The following is a 17,331-nucleotide window of genomic DNA, read 5'->3' on the forward strand; positions in this document are numbered from 1 at the left end:
GGACCCGCGCCCGCGTCGACTCGTGCCGGGTTCGTCAGACCGCGGCCGTTCGGGTCGCCGCTGCTTCCTCGTAGGCCAGTTGTGCTGCTGCGATTTCCTCGATGTGGCTTTCCGACCAGACCCGGATCGCCTCCATCAGGCCGCTCACGCTGTCGCCGAGTTCGGTCAGCGAGTACTCGACCTGGGGCGGCACGGTCGGATGGACGGTGCGCCGGACCAGGCCGTTGCGTTCCAGGTCGCGCAGGGTCTGGGTGAGCATCTTCTTGGTGATGCCGCCCAGTCGGCGGCGCAGTTCCGCGTACCGCAGCGTGCCCGGGTGCAGCGCCCCGACGACGAGGGCCACCCACTTGTTCGCGATCAGGTGCAGCACGGCCCGGGACGCGCAGTCGCTGAGATATACGTCGGCGCCGCCGAAAGGACGCAGGTCGGGAGGGGTATGCATGAGGTACCCAGGTACCAGGAAAGTGCCTTCTTCACAAATACATACCGGAACGCCGAAGCTTGCCCGCATGACGACGAACACGCAGACGAACCCGCAGACGGACTCGCACACGAACATGATCACCGTGCATCAGGACAGGCTCGGCGGCCCGGAGGTTCTCCGGCTGATCGAGACCGCGATACCCACGCCAGGACCCGGCGAGGTACTGGTCGAAGTGCGCGCCGCGGGGGTCAACCCGATCGACACCAAGATCCGGGCCGGCGGGATGTGGCTGGTGCCGCCGTTCACCCTCGGCTGGGACGTCTCCGGCGTCGTGGCCGGGGTCGGCGAGGGGGTGCGGCGCTTCGCCGTCGGCGACGAGGTGTACGGCATTCCGGACTTCCCGCACCTGGCGGGTGGCTACGCGGAGTTCGTGGTGGCCTCGGAGTCGTCGTTCGCGCCGAAGCCGACCTCCCTCGACCACGTGCACGCCGCGGCGCTGCCGCTGTCCGCGTCCATCGCGTGGCAGGCCCTGGTCGAGGGCGCCGGGGTGGGGCCCGGCCAACGGGTGCTGATCCACGCGGCGGCGGGCGGCGTCGGACACCTGGCGGTGCAGATCGCCAAGTCCCGGGGAGCGTACGTGATCGGCACGGCGAGCGCGGCCAAGCACGAACTGCTGCGCGAGCTGGGAGCGGACGAGATCGTGGACTACACGACCACCGACTTCGGCACGGCGGTCCGCGACGTGGACGTCGTCCTCGACCTGATCGGCGGCGACTACGAGGACCGCTCGCTGCCCACGCTCCGGCCCGGCGGCATCCTGCTCAACATCACCAACCCGCCCGCCGCCGATGCCACCGCGGCCAAGGCCGAGGCGGCGGGCCGGCGCGGGCTCACGTTCGACCTGGACCCCAATCCCGAGCGCCTGGCCCTGATCGGCGAGTTGGCGGACGCCGGCAAGCTGCGCCCGATCGTCAGCGAGACCTTCCCGCTGGCCGAGGTGGTCAAGGCACACGAGACGGCCGAGGCGAACCGCACCACCGGCAAGATCGTGCTGATCCCCTGAGCCCGGCGAGGAAGCCGCAAGCCCGGTCCGCAGGCACCGCACGCACCACCCGCACCACACGCACCGAAACGTGTGGTCCTGGCCCGACGAAGCCCGGTACTCCCGCCGCAGCCGGCCGGAGTGCCGGGCTTCGACCACACGCGTCCCGCCCGGTCGCGCCCGACGCCACCCCGCCGCACGGCACCCAGCCCGTGCCGCCCTACTCGGTGATCTCGATCGTGCCCGCCATCCCGGTGCCCACGTGATACATGCAGTTGAACGTGTAGGAACCCGGTCGGCCGAAACTCAGCTTGATGTCCTGGGACTTGCCGCCCTCGGACGGCCCGACCGGCGCACCGCCGGGCAGGATCATCTGGTGCGGCGTGATCCCGGTGTCCGCCAAAGTGATCACCAGCGGGCCGGTCCGGGCGCGGATCACCGACGGCGAGAAGCGCAGCTTGTCGTCCACCCGCAACTCGATCCGTTGCACCCCGTCGGTGCCCAGTGCCGCGACGCCCTCGGATGCCGCGGCGGTCGCCTCGGCCTCGCCCATGTACGAACCGGGGCCGCCCTCCGCCCCCCAACTCCCGCAGCCGGTGAGCAGCAGCGGCAGGGCCAGTGCCCCGACCAACCATCGACGCCGCATGGGACTCAGCCCTCCAGCAGGGATTGACCGACATACCCGCCCGGGGCGCACCCCGGCGGAATCACGAACAGCGCGCTCGCCTCGTGCCGCAGGAACGGGGAGAGCGCGTCGCCGCGGGCCAGCTTGCGCTGGATCGGCACGAAGCCGTCGTCGGGATCGTGCTGCCACGCGACGAACAGCAGCCCGGCGTCCGGCGCGCCGTCCGTGCCGAACCCGTCGTGGTAGGAGTAGCCGCGCCGCAACATCGTCGCCCCCCGGTTGAACTCCGGTGCCGCGACCCGCATGTGGGCGTTCGCGGTGATCACCAGTTCGCCGTCGGGACCGCGCTTGCCGAAGTCGGCGGCGCTGTGCTCGCCGCCGCCGGTCAGCGGTGCGCCGGTGTCCTTGCTCCGGCCGATCACCCGCTCCTGGTGGCCCTTGTCGAGGCCGTCCCAGGCGTCGAGCAACATCCGGATCCGGCGGAAGACCACGTACGTGCCGCCGGTCGTCCAGGCCTGTTCGGGACCCGCGGCCGTGGTGACGAAGATCTTCTCGTCGAACTTGGGGTCGGCCGGCTTCGGATTGTTGCTGCCGTCGATCTGGCCCATCAGGTTCCGATGCGTCATCGGCTTGGCCGTGGCGCCCGGTGAGCGGGCGAAGCCGTTCATCTGCCAGCGGATCCGGGCCACCCCCTTGGCCAGCTTCTGCAACGCGCGGACCGCGCCGAAGGCGACCAGACCGTCGTCCGCGCACACCTGGACGAACAGGTCGCCGTCGCTGCGGGCGGGGTCGAGTGCGTCGTCCGGGAACGGCGGAAGCGGCTTGAGTGCGGCGGGCCGCTTCGCGGCGAGCCCCACCTTGTCGAACAGGGCGGCGCCGAAGCCGAAGGTGACCGTCAACGAGCAGGCCCCGGCGTCCGCCGCGACCTGGTCGTCGCCCGCCACCGGTCGGCCCGAGGTCAGCTGCGCGGCCGCGTCCGACCAGCGCCGCATCAGCGCGGCGACCGCGGCCCGGTCCGCACCGGGCTCCAGGTCCCAGCCCAGGAAGACGCCCTTGGCCTGGGCCGGCGTGGTGATGCCGGCCTGATGTTTCCCGTGAAACGGCACGCTGGTCGCGCCGACGCGGGTCAGCGCCGGGCCGCCCTCGCCGTCGGACTCGCCCGCGAACGCGACCGCGCCGCCGGTGGCACCGACCACCAGGCCGCCCGCCCCGGCCGCGCCCGCGACACCGACGAAGCGGCGGCGCGAGACGGCCGAACCGCTGCTCGCTCGATCGGGGGATTCCGGGCTGCTCATCACGTCGTCCTTCGCAGGTTCCAGCGGCTCGCGGGCGCCCTCGGCGCCGCGCTCACCGTCCATCACATTCGGCATGTCGACCGGGTCCACCGCGTCGGCCGCCACCGCCGGCGACGGCCCTCGGCGCACCACCACGACCAGCGCGAGCGCCGTACCCAGGCCCGCACCGAGCACCAGCACGGTCAGCGCCCGGTCCGGCACCAGCCCGCCCACGAACGGCGACGACGAGCGCCACAACACCGGCAGGTCGTAGCCGGCCACCCGCAGCGCCAGCACACCGAGCGCCGGCGCGGCCAACCACGCGCCGCCCACCCGACCCCGGACCAGCAGCACCGCGCCCGCGAACGCGACCGCCGCGGACAACAGTTGCAGCAGATTGCCGGCCAGGAACGCGCCCGCCCAGGCACCGAGACCGCCGGCCCGGGCCGCCGCGACCAGGGCCAGGTGCAGCACGCTCGCCGCCGCGACCACGCCCGCGAGTACGCCGTACCCGCGCAGGGCGCGACGGCGGACCGGCGGCAACCACACCGCGGCGAGCACCACCGACGCGAGTGCGATCGATCCGGCGATGCCCGGCCACGGGCTGGGCCCGGGCACCCAGCGCAGTTCGCCGGTGGCGGCCAGTTCACGGTCGCCGACGCGCATCGGCACGGTCCAGGTGGAGATCCGCTGCGCGCGGTCGGGATCGGCCATCACCCTCGGTGGCAGCCGTTGTTGCACGATCCAGTGCACCCGCTGGTCGTACCAGCGGGCCACCGGCTCGGTGGAGATCCGGTGCCACTGCGGGGCGCCGGTCGGTTGCAGGTTCGACTTCTCGTCGACCGAGCCCCATCGCTCGCTGCTGAGTTGTACGGCGGGCGACTGACGGTTCTCGAACACCCCGCCCCGGCCGATCCGCAGGAACGGCTCGCTCATGTACCCGAGCACGATCACGTCCTGCGGGCCGGTGTTGCGCAGTTCCATCCGCGCGCCGTTCTCGATCACCTTGACCGTCAGGCCCGGGTCGAGCCTGCTCGGCGAGGTCATCACGGTGTGGAAGTTGCTCGGCCCCTGACCGGACAACTCCTGCGCGAACGCGCTGTTCGTCGGGGTCAGGCAGGCCAGCACCGCGACGAACAGCACCACGAGGCGACGTACGTGCCTCACTTGACCTCCACGGGCACCGTCACGGTGACGCGATCGACGTCGGAGGTACGGATCGCGAAGGACAACTCCCAGCGCCCCGCCATCGGCATCGACAGATCGCCGAGCCAGTGTCCGGGACCACCCCGGCGCACCTGCACGTCCGCGCCGTCGATGCCCTTGCCCGGGAGCGCCATCGACACGGTCAGCTCCTCCACCTCACGGATCTGCCCGATCGGATCGGAGAGGTAGAGGTGCAGTTCGTTGGGCCCCACCCGGGCCGGGTCGACCGTGACGTCGAGCCTGCCCTTGCCCGCCGCGCCACCGGCGTCGAACGGGATGGTGCGACTGAACGGCCCCGCCGCCTCGGCCTGCTTGCGCTCGTGCGCGGTGCGGCCGGGTTCGGTGTCGGTGAGCACCGTGGTGACCCCCAGCACCGCGATCGCCAGGGCGGCCTCGATCGCGACCGCCTTGCGCAGCACGGCCCATCTCGGGCCGCCCGCCGTGCTCTTGCCGACCGTGCCCTTTCCGAGCGGGGCCTTGCCGGTCGCCTCCAATTGCCGCATCAGCCAGCGCCGGGAGACCCACGCACCGGCCAGCATCAGCAGCACCAAGTCGACCTTGAAGACCAGCAGCAGGCCGAACGTGGTGTCGAACAGCGCCGCGAAGGAACCCACCTGCCGCCAGGCCGCGTACAACCCGGTCGCCACCAGCACGCACACCGAGGCGAACGCGGTCCGGGAGAAGATCCGCACCGTCGGCACGTCCAGGCCCGCCTCCGGCGCCGGGTCGCCCGGGCGCAGGATCAGCGTGACCACGATCGCGAGCCCGCCGAGCCACGTCGACATCGCGAGCAGGTGCAGCGTGTCCGCGGCCATCGCCAGTTCGACCTGTCGGCCCACCGACGCATGGTCGGCGATCGGCCAGGTGACGGCGATCGCGGTGCACAGCACGGCCCAGACGCCGGCCAGGATGTGCCGGGTACGGTCGGCCGCGTGGGCGAGCGAGGCGATCAGCCAGCCGAGCAGTGCGCCGGCCGCGCCGAGCAGCAGCACCCGCACCGCGATCGCCTTGCCCAGCTTGGTGTCCAGCGTCGCGCGCAGCACTTCCGCGTCGAACGCCGAGGACAGGCCCAGGCCGGAGGCGTTCGGACCGTGCAACATCAGCACCGCGAGCGAGGCCAGCAGCAGCCCGCCCCACGCACCGGACAGCAGCAGCCAGACCCGGAATCGGCCGACCGCGGCCGGCCGGGCGATCAGCAGGAACAGCACCGCGCCGCCGAGCACCGCGAAGGACAGATAGGCGACCCCGGTGGCGGCCTGCTCCGACACGTCGGTCGCGGTGGAACCCTGGTCGGTCAGGTCGGAGACCCGCACACCGCCGGAGGCCTGGCCGATGTTGAAGGTGAACGCGCCCGAGATCGGGTGCGAGTCGGCCGAGACCGCACGCCAGGCGACCGTGTAGGTACCGGTGGGCAGGCCACCGCGCAGCGGGGTGACCACGCTGGTGTCGCCGTCCGGCCCGTGCTTGGTCTGGTTGTTGTCGACCCGGGTGCCGGCCGGGTCGAAGACCTTCACTCCGCCGAGGCCGATCTCCACACCCTCGCTGAACCTCAGCGTGACCGTCGCGGGCGCGGTCGACAGGGTCGAACCGGATGCCGGGTTGGACGACTCCAGGACGGCATGCGCCGACGCCGCCCCGGCCCCGCCGAGCACGAGCGCGGCGAGCAGCAGGGGCAGCGCGAGCAGCCACGCGAGCGCACGGTGGCCGGCCCCGCGAACGGCGCGGGCCGCGGCCGGGGGCGGCGCCGAGGCGGCCGCCGGGTCAGTGACCCGCATGGCCCGTGTGGTCCGCGGCGGGGGCGGCCGACGAGGTTTCCGAGCCCGGCGCGGCTGTACCCGGTGCGGTCGCCGCGGGCGAGCCCGCGGTCGGTGCGTCTCCCGGGCGTTCGGTCACCCCGAGCACGGGCACCTGTACGGTGACCGGCCCGGTGTGCTGGAAGGTCAGCGTCAGCGGCACGGTGTCCCCCTTCTTCACGGCCTTGTTCGGGTTCATGAACATGATGTGGTTGCCGCCGCGGGCCAGCACGCCCTTGCCGTGTGCGGGCACGTCCAGACCCGGGATGTGCTGCATCGAGTTGCCGGCGGTCCGGTGCAGCATCACCTCGCCGGACAGCGGGCTGGTCACCGAGAGCAGCCGGTCGGCGGTGTCGCCGTCGTTCTGCACGATCAGGTAGCCCGCCGCGACGTCCGCCGACGAGGGCTGCGGGATGTACGGGTCGACGATGCGCAGTTGCGGGACGCCCTGGGCGGCGCCCGCGTTCGCCGGCGCGGCGGCCCTGCGGTCGCCGGCGTCGGAGGAGCCGGAGTCGGCGCATGCCACCAGCACGCCGCCGATCCCGAGCGCCAGCACGCCGCCGACGGCGAGTGGTACGGCCTTGCGGGGGAGGGGGAAGAGCTTCACTTCTTGGCGTCCTCGGGGTGGATCAGCAGCGGCAGGTCATGGGCGAAGTCGTCGGAGGAGTTCCCGTTCGGGGTGCCGTCCGGCAGCAGTCCGCTGCTCGCGCTGTACATGACCGGTCCCTCGTTGTTGGGGGCGAAGGCGATCACCTGGGTGCCGTGGGTGCTCACGACCTTGCCGTCCGGGCCGGTGGTCGGCGGCTCGATGGAGACCCCGACCTGGCGCGCGGCGGCCTGGATCCGGTCGAACGGGCCGGTCAGTCCGACGAAGGACTTGTCCAGCGAGTCCAGCCACTCGCGCAGCGCCGCCTGGGTGTCGCGCTCGGGGTCGGTGGTCACGAAGACCACGTCCACGGTGGCCCGGTCCTGCGCGGGCAGCTTGCCGAGCGCCCGGACGATGTCGCCCATGACCGTGGGGCACGCGTCCGGGCAGTGGGTGTAGCCGAAGTACAACAGCGTGGTGCGCCCGGCCGTCTTGGCCCGGAAGTCGTACGGCTGCCCGGAGGTGTCGGTCAGGGTCAGTTCCGGCTTGCTCCACGGCGGGTCGACGGCGATGCCCTTGTACTTGGAGTTCGCCTCGCGCACCTTCACCGGCGAGCCGTTGTCGGACTTGTCGGAGTCACCGCACCCGGTGGCCACGAGCAGCCCGGCCGCGACCAGCGCGGCGAGGCGAAGGCCGGTGCGGCGGGTCCGGCCGAGGGACTGCGTTGCGTTGCTCATCGTTCTCCAGGTCGTTGCTGCCGAGGGCTCGTACCCGACGCGTTCGGCGTCGGCGCGGGCCCGGTGGCCCGGGTGCGGGCACCGATGGGATCGGTGCGCGCACCCGGGCCGGGAAGTTCGCGCCCGGAGCCGGGGTGAGGGCCCCGGCCCGAAGCGGGACACGAGGATCAGGCGGAGGTGCCCCGACGCGACGCGCGCAGGACGGCGAACACGCCGGCGCCCAGGCCCAGTACGCCGACCACGATGCCGACCACGCCGAGCGTGCGGGCGGTCGAGTCGTCGCTCTTGTCCTCGGCGACCGCGGCGACGGACGCCTTGGCGTCGGTCGAGGGCTTGGCCGACGCGGCGGTCGGCGTCGTGCCGGCGCCCGCCTTGGCGGTGAGCTTGAGGGTCGGCGCCGGGTACTGCGGCTCCTTGCCGTCCGGACCGGCCAGGTCGATCCAGCGCACGACCTCGCCGCTGTCGTAGGTCTGCACGGCCTTGAAGACGAGCTTGTCGGTGTCGGTGGGCAGCTTGCCCATGGACACCTCGAAGTCCTCGAACGTGCCCGGGTTCACCCGGGTGCCGGCGTCCGCGGTCCAGGTGATCTTGGAGACCACCTCGGTGAGCGGCTTGCCGTGGTTGTCGATCGGCGTGGCCAGCTTGGTCTTCTCGACCTCCGCCTTCCAGCCCGGCATCGCCCGGGTCTGCACCGACGTGAGCGGCTTGTCGGCGGGCAGGGTGATCTCGAGCTTGGTGGTCCCCGCGTCGTCGCGCTCGTTGGGGACCCGGAAGGCGACCTTGGCGTAGGAGCCCTGGTCGGCGGTGCCCGGCTGCACGCTCACGTGCGCGGAGGCCGAGCCCGCGAAGAAGAGGATGCCGGCGCCGGCCGAGGCGGCTGCCACGGACAGCCGGCGGCGCGTGGTGGACAGGGTCATGGGGTGTCTGCTCCATGGGTGATCCGGCCGAGGGCACACTGGGTCGGCCTCGGTCCGGGAGGGGACGGCAGGAGGGCGGACACGCGCCACCGCCGATCCGGCACCCGGTCGAGCGGGATCATCCGGGATCAGCAGGCGAGCGCGTACTCCACCGGCGGGCCGCGCCGGGTCACCGCATGCCGAAGCAGCGTCTGATGGGTGGTCAGGTCCGGCTCCGCGCCGGTCCGCCGGGCCCGGCCCGCCGGCTCGGCGACCGGGACCACCACGCCGCACAACACCGCGAGCACCACGCGCAGCGGTGCCGAGGCCAGTTCGATCAGGGCGAACAGCGCGGCTTCGCCGCGCCGCAGCCACCAGCCGGTGAGCAGGGCCGCCACCAGGTGCGCGCACACCATCGCGGTGCCGCCGTCCAGCAGCATCGGCCCGGAGCCGGACATGTGGTGATGCCCGCTCGGCGCCGGAGCCGGGAACAGCGCGGGGTCCACCCGCGCGCTGCGCACGATCTGCTCGGACGTCCAGCCCGGAGGCAGCAGGATGTGCCCGGCCGAGTCGCGCGGGCCGCACAACAGTCGGTCCAGCAGGGTGCTCGCCCCCGAGCCGCCGGGGCGGGCCGAGCCGGTGGGCGCGGCGGCGCTCGCGGCCGTGGCGAACAGGGAGTGCAGCGCGAGTTGGCCCATCGCGAGCAGCGCGGTGATCGAGCCGAGGGAGCGCTGCCGACCGGCGCCGGCGAAGGCCGAGACGAACACCACACCGAAGCCGGCGACGGGCGCCCACAACGGCAGCGGCGCGCTCGACATCCACGCGTGACCGCATGCCGCGAGCGCGGCGCAGACCGCCGCGAACACGGCGGCGCGCACAGCGCGGAAAGGTACGGACACGGCCTGCATGACGCCCCATCGTCTCATCGCACGACGGCCCCCTGTGCCCGGGGCCGGCAATTCCCGCTCGCCGTTCGTCGTCGCCGCCCGCCGGCGTTCCGACACCGCGGGGCGGGCAGGTGGTGTCCCCGGGATGCGGCCGAACGAATCGTCTTCACGGACTATTGACGACCGATCAAGTGATGTGCGCATACCGAGACCGACCGGCGGCAATAAAACCAGGTGTGTCTCCCCGCCAATGGGGAGAGACCGCCGGATAGAGCCGGACTCCCAGAGAAGTCGAAAGGCCGCTCATGGACATGAGGTGGACTGTCCACCTGCCACGGGATACGGCGAGCGTACCGATGGCGCGCAGGCTTTTGGTCGGCGCCATGGAGACCGCGGGGGTGGATCGAGAGATCGCGATGGAGATCGGCCTCGCGCTGTCCGAGGCGTGCGCGAATGTGGTGGAGCACGCCCGGGGCGGGCCGTATTCCGAATATCAGATTCGTGCCGGTATTACCGGTGATTGTTGTCGGGTCGAGATCATCGACGGCGGCCCGGGTTTTCCCCCCGATCGGCTGCGCGGATCGGCGGTCGCGGTCGGTCCGGGTGCGGAGAACGGCCGAGGATTGATGCTGATCCGGGCGATGACCGACCACGTGCAGCTCAGCAACCATCCCAGGCGCGGTGCGGTGCTGCGCTTCGAGAAGACGCTGCGCTGGCGCAAGGACGCGCTGGTCCCGGTGTCGTAGCCGGGGCGCGAGGGTCCCGGCCGGGGTGCCGGCCGGGACCGGGCCCGACCCGAACGGCCGTGCCGGACGGGCTCGTTCCGGCGTAAGGCTACGATCGGAGCAGTGGACCGGGCCGAGGTACGGGAATTGCTCGACCGCGTGGCCGCCGGCGAGGCGGGCGTGGCCGAGGCGCTCGACGCCCTCGTCCGCGGGCCCGCGGCGGGCTTCGCGGACCTGGGATTCGCCCGGGTGGACACCCATCGGGAACTGCGCACCGGAGATCCCGAGGTGGTCTTCGCGGCCGGCAAGACCCCCGAACAGACCGTCGCGCTCTTTCGTCGATTGCGCGAGACGAGTCGCCGGCCCGCACTCGCCACCCGGGCCTCGGCGGCCGTGGTCGAGGCGGTGTACGCGGCGTTTCCCGGCGAGGCCTACACCGACGACGGCGGCACGTGCGTTGCGGTGGGCGCGCCGCCGGCGACCCGCGGCCTGGTCCGGGTGGTCTCCGCGGGCACCTCGGACGTGGCGGTGGCGGGAGAGGCCGCGTTCACCGCGCGTCTGTTCGGCGCCCGGGTGGAGCGGATCGAGGACGTGGGCGTGGCCGGCATCCACCGGCTGCTCGCGGTGCACGCCGAACTCGACGCGGCGGACTGTCTGATCGTGGTCGCCGGCATGGAGGGCGCACTGCCCAGTGTCGTGGCGGGCCTGGTGTCGGTGCCGGTGCTCGCGGTGCCCACCAGCGTGGGCTACGGCGCGTCCTTCGGCGGCCTCGCGGCGCTGCTGGCGATGCTCAACTCGTGCGCGCCCGGAGTCGCGGTGTGCAACATCGACAACGGCTTCGGGGCGGGCGTGTTCGCGGCCCGAGTGGCGCGACGCGCCCGGTCGGACCGGACCGACGCGACGCCCGATGCCGTAACGCCCGACTCCGCAACGCCTTAACCGACCGAGCGCCGAAGCACGGGAACAGCCAAACGCAAGAATGCGGTCGGTTTCGGTCGCTTCGTCGGTTTCCCGGCAGGACCCCCCGTCGGCTGCGACAGTGGCCGCGAGGGGAGGTATCCGCTTGGCCATCGCATGGTTCCAGTGCCAGGCCGGTGCGAGCGGCGACATGCTGCTCGGGGCCCTGATCGACGCCGGCGCCCCGCTGGAGGCCGTCCAGCAAGCCGTCGACGCGGTGAGCGTCGAACCGATTCCGATCACCGTCGAACGCACCGACCGACACGGGATCGCCGCGACCCGTGCCATCGTCAAGACCGTGCCCAGCCATGTGCATCGCACCTGGCACGACGTCCGCGACCTGCTCGACCGGGCCGATCTGCCCGAACCCGTGCATGCCCGGGCGCACGACGTGTTCGGCCGACTCGCGCACGCCGAGGCCCGCGCGCACGGATGTCCGCCCGAGGAGGTGCACTTCCACGAGGTCGGCGCGCTGGACGCGATCGCCGACGTGGTCGGCACCTGCACGGCGCTGCACGCACTGGGCATCGAGGAGGCGGTCGGCTCGCCGGTCGCGCTGGGCAGCGGCAGCGTCCGGGCCGCGCACGGTGTGTTGCCGGTGCCGGTGCCGGCCGTGCTCGAACTGATGCGGGTGGCCGCCGCCCCGGTGTACGCGGGCCCGGCCCCGTACGAGATGTGCACGCCCACCGGTGCGGCCCTGCTCACCTCGGTGTGCCGGACCTGGGGGCCGATGCCGGCCCTGCGGATCACCGCGGACGGGGCCGGCGCGGGCAGCCGTCGGGTCGAGGAGGTGCCCAACATCCTGCGGGTCGTGCTCGGCGAGCCGTGCGAGGCGCAGCGGATCCAACCGACCGGCGAGGACGTGCTGATCGAGACCAACGTGGACGACCTCGACCCGCGTCTGTGGCCGGCGGTGCTGGGCAAACTGCTCGCGATCGGCGCGGGCGACGCGTGGTTGGTGCCGATCCTGATGAAGAAGGGCCGCCCGGCCCACACGCTGTGCGTGCTGGTCCCGGCGGACCGGGTGGACGCCGCGCTGCACACGGTGTTCGTGGAGACCTCGACGATAGGGGCGCGGATCGTGCCGGTGGCCAAACGCGCGCTGGCCCGCGAGTTCGGCACGGTACGGGTGGAGGGTCTGCCGGTGCGGGTCAAGACCGCGATGTTCGACGGCAGGGTGGTCAACGCCCAGCCGGAGTACGAGGACGTGGCCGCCGTGGCCACGTCGCTGGGCCGACCGGTGAAGGTGGTGATGGGCGCGGCGACCGCGGCGGCGTACGCGGCCGGATTGCTGCCCTGAACATGGCAGCTCGGCGCGCCGCATAGCCTGGGGCGATCATTCGTCCCCGTGTTGGCCGCGTACGTCGAGGAGCAGGCACCCGTGATCGCTCGTCCCCTCCGGTTGCTGCTCGCGCTGCTCACGGCCGTGGTCGCGGTGTCGGCGCTGCCCGGGTCGGCCGGCGCCGCGCCCGCCCGCGCCGCCGCCGCCGACCATGTCGTGCTGCTCGGGATCCCGGGCCTGACCTGGGCCGATATCGATGCCAAGGGAACTCCGGGCCTGGCCGCGCTGGCCGGGCACGCGACCTCGGCCGCGATGTCGGTGCGCACCGTGCATGCGCGTGCGTGTCCCGTCGACGGGTGGCTCACCACGGGCGCGGGCGCCCGCTCGACGGATTCCCGGACCGGTGCGCGGAGCGCCGAGCCGTGCGCCGAGCCGGTGCCGCCGACCCTGGCCCCGGACGGCTCGGCGACGGTGCCGAACATGCGCGCGATCGTCGAGCGCAACGAGGACTTCGGCTACAACCCCAGGTACGGGCAACTGGCCGGCTCGGTCGCCGAGCACGGCGGGGCGGTCACCTCGGTCGGCCCCGGCGCGGCCTACGCGAGCGCCGACCCGAGCGGTCGGGTGCGCGGTGCCTACCTGCCGGATCCGGCCGCCGTGGACACCGCGCTGATCGAGCGTTCCGCCCTGACCCTGGTCGACCTCGGCGGGCTGACCGGCCCCGGCGTCGACCGCGCCGACCGGCTGCGGGTGGTGGACGCGCAGGTGGCCCGGATCGCCGCCGCGCTGCCGCCGCGCACCCAACTCGTGGTGGCCGGCCTCGCCGATGACACCGGCACCCCGCACCTGCGCGCGCTCCTGGTGAGCGGCCCCGGCACCGCGCCCGGCACGACCTTCGGCTCCGGCTACCTGACCGCCACCTCGACGCGCAACGACGGCCTGGTCCAGCTCACCGACCTGGCCCCGAGCCTGCTTGCGCCGCTGGGCATCGACGCGCCGAGCGCGCTGGTCGGCGCGGTGTACACCCGGGCGGCGGGCCCCTTCGGCGGCGCCGCGATCGACGAGCTGCGCCTGTTCGACGCGGGCGCCCAGGCGTCGCGCACGGTGCGCGAGGCCTGGTACTTCTTCACCTGGGTCACCCTGTTGCCGATCGTCTGCGCGGCGATCGCGCTGTGGCTCGCCGTGCGGTTCGCGCGTGGCGGCCGGACCCGGGCCCGGCGCACGGTGATACGCACCGCGACCGTGATCGGGGTGTTCTTCGGGGCGGTCCCCGGCGGGTCCTTCCTGGTCGGCCTGGTGCCGTGGGAGCAGGCCGGCGACCCGGCCTGGACGCTGCTCGGACTCACCGTCGCGTTCGCCGCCGTGCTCGCGGCCCTCGCCCTGCTCGGCCCCTGGCGCAGGCACCCGTACGGCCCGGCGGGCGTGGTCGCCGCGGCCACCGCGGTGATCCTGGCCGGCGACGTGATGGTCGGCTCACCGCTCCAGATGAACACCCTGTTCGGCCTGTCCCCGCTGGTCGCGGGCCGGTTCTACGGCTTCGGCAACGTCGCCTGGACGATCTTCGCGATGGCCGTGCTGCTCGCCGTCGGGTGGCCGGTGGGCCGGCTGCTCGCCGCCGATCGCCGGCGGGCGGCGATCGTGGTGCTCTCGGCGGTGGGCGCGGTCGCGGTGGTGGCCGACGGATGGCCGGCCTTCGGCAGCGACTTCGGTGGCGTACTGGCGCTGATCCCGGGCCTGGCGGTGCTCGGTCTGCTCCTGACCGGCACCCGGATCTCGTGGGCCAAGGTCGGCCTGGTCGGCCTGGGCGCGGTCGTGGTGATCGGCACCATCGCCGTCCTGGACTGGCGCCGCCCGGCGGCGAGCCGCTCGCACCTGGGCCGGTTCGTCCAGGAGATCCTCGACGGCGACGCGGGCGACACGCTGCACCGCAAGATCATGGGCAACCTGCACTCGTTCACCACGCCGTTCACGCTGATCATCCCGGTCGTGTTCGTGCTGCTCATCCTCGCCGTGCGCGATCCGTCGAAGTGGCGGGCGCCGGCCCTGGCCCGGTCCTTCGAGGCGGTGCCGTGGCTGCGCTCGACGCTGATCGCGTGCTGGCTGACCGCGGTGGTCGGCTACGCGGTGAACGACTCCGGCATCCAGATCCCGGCGGTCGCGCTCACGATTGCGGCGCCGCTGGCCATCGCGGTGATCGCAGCCGTGGCGGCGCCGCGGCCTATCCGGCGGGGGTTCGAGAGCCCGCCCCGGGCGGCCCGCCCGCGCGCCGACTGACCAGCACCACCGCGACCAGGATCGCCGCGCCCGCCCACGGGCCGACGGTGCCGCGCAGGGTGCGCTGGAGGGTGTCCACCGCGTCCGGCAGCGGGACGACCCGGCCGGGGACGTACGCGCACACCAGGAGCGTGCTGCGGGCCAGCAGCAGCCCGTCGAGCGCGGACGGCGCGAGCAGCACGAGCGGCGCCCAGGCCGCGACGTCGTACCAGGGCAGGCTGTACGGCGTGGTCAGCAGCCAGGCCAGGGACAACAGCGCGGCCGCCGCGGCGCTGTCGCGCAGTACGTGTGCCATCGCCGGAGGCCGGGCCCGGGCGGCGGTCCGGGCCAGCAGCCACACCACCAGCGCGGCCAGAATCCAGCCGAGCAGGCCGATCAGCGAGCGTGCCCCGTCGTGCCCGGCGGCCGACTCCAGCGGACCCAGCACCAGCCGCAGCGGCACCGCGAGCGAGACCAGCCTGGCGTTCTCCCGGAGCTGATCGAACGCGCCGAAGCCGACCGGCAGATAGGCCGCGACGCCGACCACGAGCCCCGCCCCGAGCATCGCGCCGAGCGCGCGCGGCCGCCCGCGCAGGCCCCATGCCAGGGCCAGGACGTACAGCCCGAGGGAGACCTTCGCCGCGCAGGCCAGACCGACCAGGACACCCGCGAGCACGGGGGAGCGGCGCACCGCGACCAGCGCGCCCACCGCGAACACCAGCGCGAACGCGTCCAGATGGCCGGCGCCCACCGCCACGAACAGCAGCAGCGGATTGAGCGACCACAGGATCGCCACCCGGGCCCGGGCGACCCGATCCGGGCCGGCCGCACGCTGGAGCAGCAGCCCGGTGAGTACGAACGCGGCCGCTCCGAGCAGGGTCAGCACCAGCACGATCTGGTGCACCGAGGTGCCGCCGATCCGGGCCGCGAGCCACTGCTCCGCGGTGGCCACCGGTCCGTACACCGACGGTACGTCGGTCCACGGCGCCTCGACCGCGATGCCGACCGGATCCCCGTCCCGCACCAGGGTCGCGGCGGTGTCCCGGTAGGGGTCGCCGCCGGTGGCCGCCAGACGCCCGTAGGCGGCGTAGACGAGGTGGTCGGCCGAGCCCATCGGCGGCACGCACACCACCGCGAGCGCGGCGAGCGCGCCGCCGAGGGTGAGCCGACCCGGGTCCGGGGCCCAGCCTCGACCCAGTTCGCGCAGCGCCAGCGCGATGCCGATCACGCCCACCAGGGCCGCCGCGAGCAGCAGGCCGGTCACCAACCCCGCGGCGGGGTGGGCCGTGAAGCGGTACGGCGGCAGCCAGGACGGCCCGCCCGGCAGCGGCGGCTGTGCGGCCGAGGGCCCGAGCAGGCCGGTCAGCACGACCAGGGCGATCGCCAGCGCGCACAGGCCGAGCGCGAGCGTCCCAAACGCATGTTCCACGTGAAACATCGACGGGCGACGCGCCGCGGCGGGCCGGACCGCCACCGGTTCAGCCACGCCCACGAATCGCCCCGGGCAGCGCCCCGGCCGCGCCTCGCTCGGCCAGGGCCCGGGCCACATGCGCGTACTGCCGGGCCCGATGACGCTGCGCGGCGAAGTCCGTGCCGGTCACCCGGTGGTGCAGTGCGACCTCGACCTCCTCGACCGGGAAACCCTGGCGGACCAGGTCGATGGTCAGCCCGGTCTCGACGCCGAAGCCGGCCGCGAGCGGCAGTGCCGCCTCGAACGCGGCGCGGGTCAGACAGCGCTGGCCGGAAAGCGGCTGCGTCGCGGTGAAGCCGGAGGCCCGGGCGATGCCGTCCCGGGCGGCCCGGACCACGAACCCGTGTCCGCCACCGGCACGCAGCTGGGGCGGCAACACCGCGATGGTCATCGCCGCCGTCCCGGACCGTACCGGGTCGATCAGCGGCGCCGCGGCGGTGGCGGTGTGCTCCAGGTCGGCGTCCAGGAACAGCAGGTGGCGCGGTTGTTCCCGGCCCTCGCGCAGGTCGATCGCGGCGACCACGGCGGCGCCGGTCTCCATCGCGCCGGCCTTGCCGCGATTGCGCCCGTGGCGCACCGGCACCGCACCCGCCGCCCTTGCCGCGGCGGCGGTGTCGTCCCGCGAACCGTCGTCCACCACCACCACGAGGTCCACACCGGCGATCGATCGCGCCGCCTCGACCGTGGCCGAAATTCGTTGTGCCTCGTCGTATGCCGGGATCACCACGGCCGTGTCGCCGGTCGGTGTGCCGGTCGTGTGCTCCGCCATGGCGTGATCCTACGAGCCGATCGAGGTGCCTCGAATGCCGCCGGGTTCCACCCGTCCTGCCCAACGGCGCGGCGCGGCGGCGTGAAGGTCACCGGCGTTGGGGGTACAACGGAAGGGAGCCACATCGCGGGTATGCTCCAGGATCCTGTGATCGCGGTCTCGTGAGATCTGCGGAACCTCCGAGGGCCGGCCGTTCGTCGTCCTCGGTGAGGAGTGCTGGAATAGGCGCGGCGTCGCATCGGCGCGGTGTCGCCCCAGGCAGAGACCAACAGACCCAACCGCAGCGCAAACCGCAGCAATGGATGGCACAACGGTCCGCTCGGGAGCCCCCATCTCCCGCCCGAGGCCCGATTCGCGAGGGCAACACCCGTACCGGGCGCCGTAATTCGCCACCCCTGCGCCAC

General features: G+C 73.4%; 15 protein-coding genes. 5 read left to right on the forward strand and 10 right to left on the reverse strand.

What is annotated here, in order from left to right; translation table 11 throughout:
• Window positions 1-34: 34 nt before the first annotated feature.
• A complete protein-coding gene (locus ACIBM5_RS20030; protein ID WP_396008089.1) occupies window positions 35-442 on the reverse strand; it encodes a winged helix-turn-helix transcriptional regulator in 408 nt (135 codons plus the stop codon).
• A 67-nt stretch (window positions 443-509) separates the two neighbouring features.
• On the opposite strand from ACIBM5_RS20030, the gene ACIBM5_RS20035 reads away from it, so the two are divergent.
• Window positions 510-1,487: an NADP-dependent oxidoreductase gene (locus tag ACIBM5_RS20035; protein WP_396008090.1), complete on the forward strand. Its 978-nt coding sequence runs from the start codon at window positions 510-512 to the stop codon at window positions 1,485-1,487.
• Window positions 1,488-1,686: 199 nt separating this feature from the next.
• On the opposite strand, the gene ACIBM5_RS20040 is transcribed toward ACIBM5_RS20035, so the two are convergent.
• The 7 genes from ACIBM5_RS20040 to ACIBM5_RS20070 form a co-directional block, all read right to left on the reverse strand.
• On the reverse strand, window positions 1,687-2,112 hold the full coding sequence (locus ACIBM5_RS20040) for a hypothetical protein (protein WP_396008091.1): 426 nt from the start codon (window positions 2,110-2,112) through the stop codon (window positions 1,687-1,689).
• Between the two features lie 5 nt (window positions 2,113-2,117).
• The gene (efeB, locus tag ACIBM5_RS20045; protein WP_391587410.1) at window positions 2,118-3,386 is read right to left on the reverse strand and encodes an iron uptake transporter deferrochelatase/peroxidase subunit; all 1,269 of its coding nucleotides are present in this window, start codon (window positions 3,384-3,386) and stop codon (window positions 2,118-2,120) included.
• 1,142 nt (window positions 3,387-4,528) lie between these two features.
• Window positions 4,529-6,346 (reverse strand): copper resistance protein CopC, encoded by a 1,818-nt coding sequence (locus tag ACIBM5_RS20050; protein ID WP_396008092.1) that lies wholly within the window; start codon window positions 6,344-6,346, stop codon window positions 4,529-4,531.
• Complete coding sequence (locus ACIBM5_RS20055) at window positions 6,333-6,971, reverse strand: copper chaperone PCu(A)C (protein WP_396008093.1); 639 nt, start codon at window positions 6,969-6,971, stop codon at window positions 6,333-6,335. Before ACIBM5_RS20055 ends, ACIBM5_RS20050 begins: the two co-directional genes overlap by 14 nt.
• Entirely contained in the window at window positions 6,968-7,687 is a 720-nt protein-coding gene (locus ACIBM5_RS20060) for an SCO family protein (RefSeq protein WP_391587332.1), read from the reverse strand. Before ACIBM5_RS20060 ends, ACIBM5_RS20055 begins: the two co-directional genes overlap by 4 nt.
• Window positions 7,688-7,854: 167 nt before the next feature.
• Window positions 7,855-8,604, reverse strand: coding sequence for a YcnI family protein (locus tag ACIBM5_RS20065; RefSeq protein ID WP_396008094.1), 750 nt, complete (start codon window positions 8,602-8,604; stop codon window positions 7,855-7,857).
• 128 nt (window positions 8,605-8,732) lie between these two features.
• Window positions 8,733-9,461, reverse strand: a complete 729-nt coding sequence (locus ACIBM5_RS20070) for a hypothetical protein (protein ID WP_396008095.1) — start codon at window positions 9,459-9,461, stop codon at window positions 8,733-8,735.
• Window positions 9,462-9,775: 314 nt separating this feature from the next.
• Between ACIBM5_RS20070 and ACIBM5_RS20075 the strand changes: the two genes are divergently transcribed.
• From ACIBM5_RS20075 to ACIBM5_RS20090, 4 genes are all read left to right on the forward strand, one after another.
• Window positions 9,776-10,216 carry an ATP-binding protein gene (locus tag ACIBM5_RS20075; protein WP_391587335.1) on the forward strand — a complete coding sequence of 147 codons (441 nt, stop codon included), beginning with the start codon at window positions 9,776-9,778 and terminating at the stop codon, window positions 10,214-10,216.
• 102 nt (window positions 10,217-10,318) lie between these two features.
• Window positions 10,319-11,134 carry a nickel pincer cofactor biosynthesis protein LarB gene (gene larB, locus ACIBM5_RS20080; RefSeq protein ID WP_396008096.1) on the forward strand — a complete coding sequence of 272 codons (816 nt, stop codon included), beginning with the start codon at window positions 10,319-10,321 and terminating at the stop codon, window positions 11,132-11,134.
• A gap of 124 nt (window positions 11,135-11,258) precedes the next feature.
• Window positions 11,259-12,452, forward strand: coding sequence for a nickel pincer cofactor biosynthesis protein LarC (larC, locus tag ACIBM5_RS20085; RefSeq protein WP_396008097.1), 1,194 nt, complete (start codon window positions 11,259-11,261; stop codon window positions 12,450-12,452).
• An 81-nt stretch (window positions 12,453-12,533) separates the two neighbouring features.
• The gene (locus tag ACIBM5_RS20090; RefSeq protein WP_396008098.1) at window positions 12,534-14,708 is read left to right on the forward strand and encodes a hypothetical protein; all 2,175 of its coding nucleotides are present in this window, start codon (window positions 12,534-12,536) and stop codon (window positions 14,706-14,708) included.
• Here the strand turns inward: ACIBM5_RS20090 and ACIBM5_RS20095 are convergent.
• On the reverse strand, window positions 14,653-16,116 hold the full coding sequence (locus tag ACIBM5_RS20095; protein ID WP_396008099.1) for a hypothetical protein: 1,464 nt from the start codon (window positions 16,114-16,116) through the stop codon (window positions 14,653-14,655). The genes ACIBM5_RS20090 and ACIBM5_RS20095 overlap by 56 nt on opposite strands.
• A gap of 49 nt (window positions 16,117-16,165) precedes the next feature.
• Window positions 16,166-16,927: a glycosyltransferase family 2 protein gene (locus tag ACIBM5_RS20100; RefSeq protein WP_391587339.1), complete on the reverse strand. Its 762-nt coding sequence runs from the start codon at window positions 16,925-16,927 to the stop codon at window positions 16,166-16,168.
• Window positions 16,928-17,331: the final 404 nt, after the last annotated feature.

This window comes from Embleya sp. NPDC050493 (assembly GCF_044458105.1).
Classification (GTDB): domain Bacteria; phylum Actinomycetota; class Actinomycetes; order Streptomycetales; family Streptomycetaceae; genus Embleya.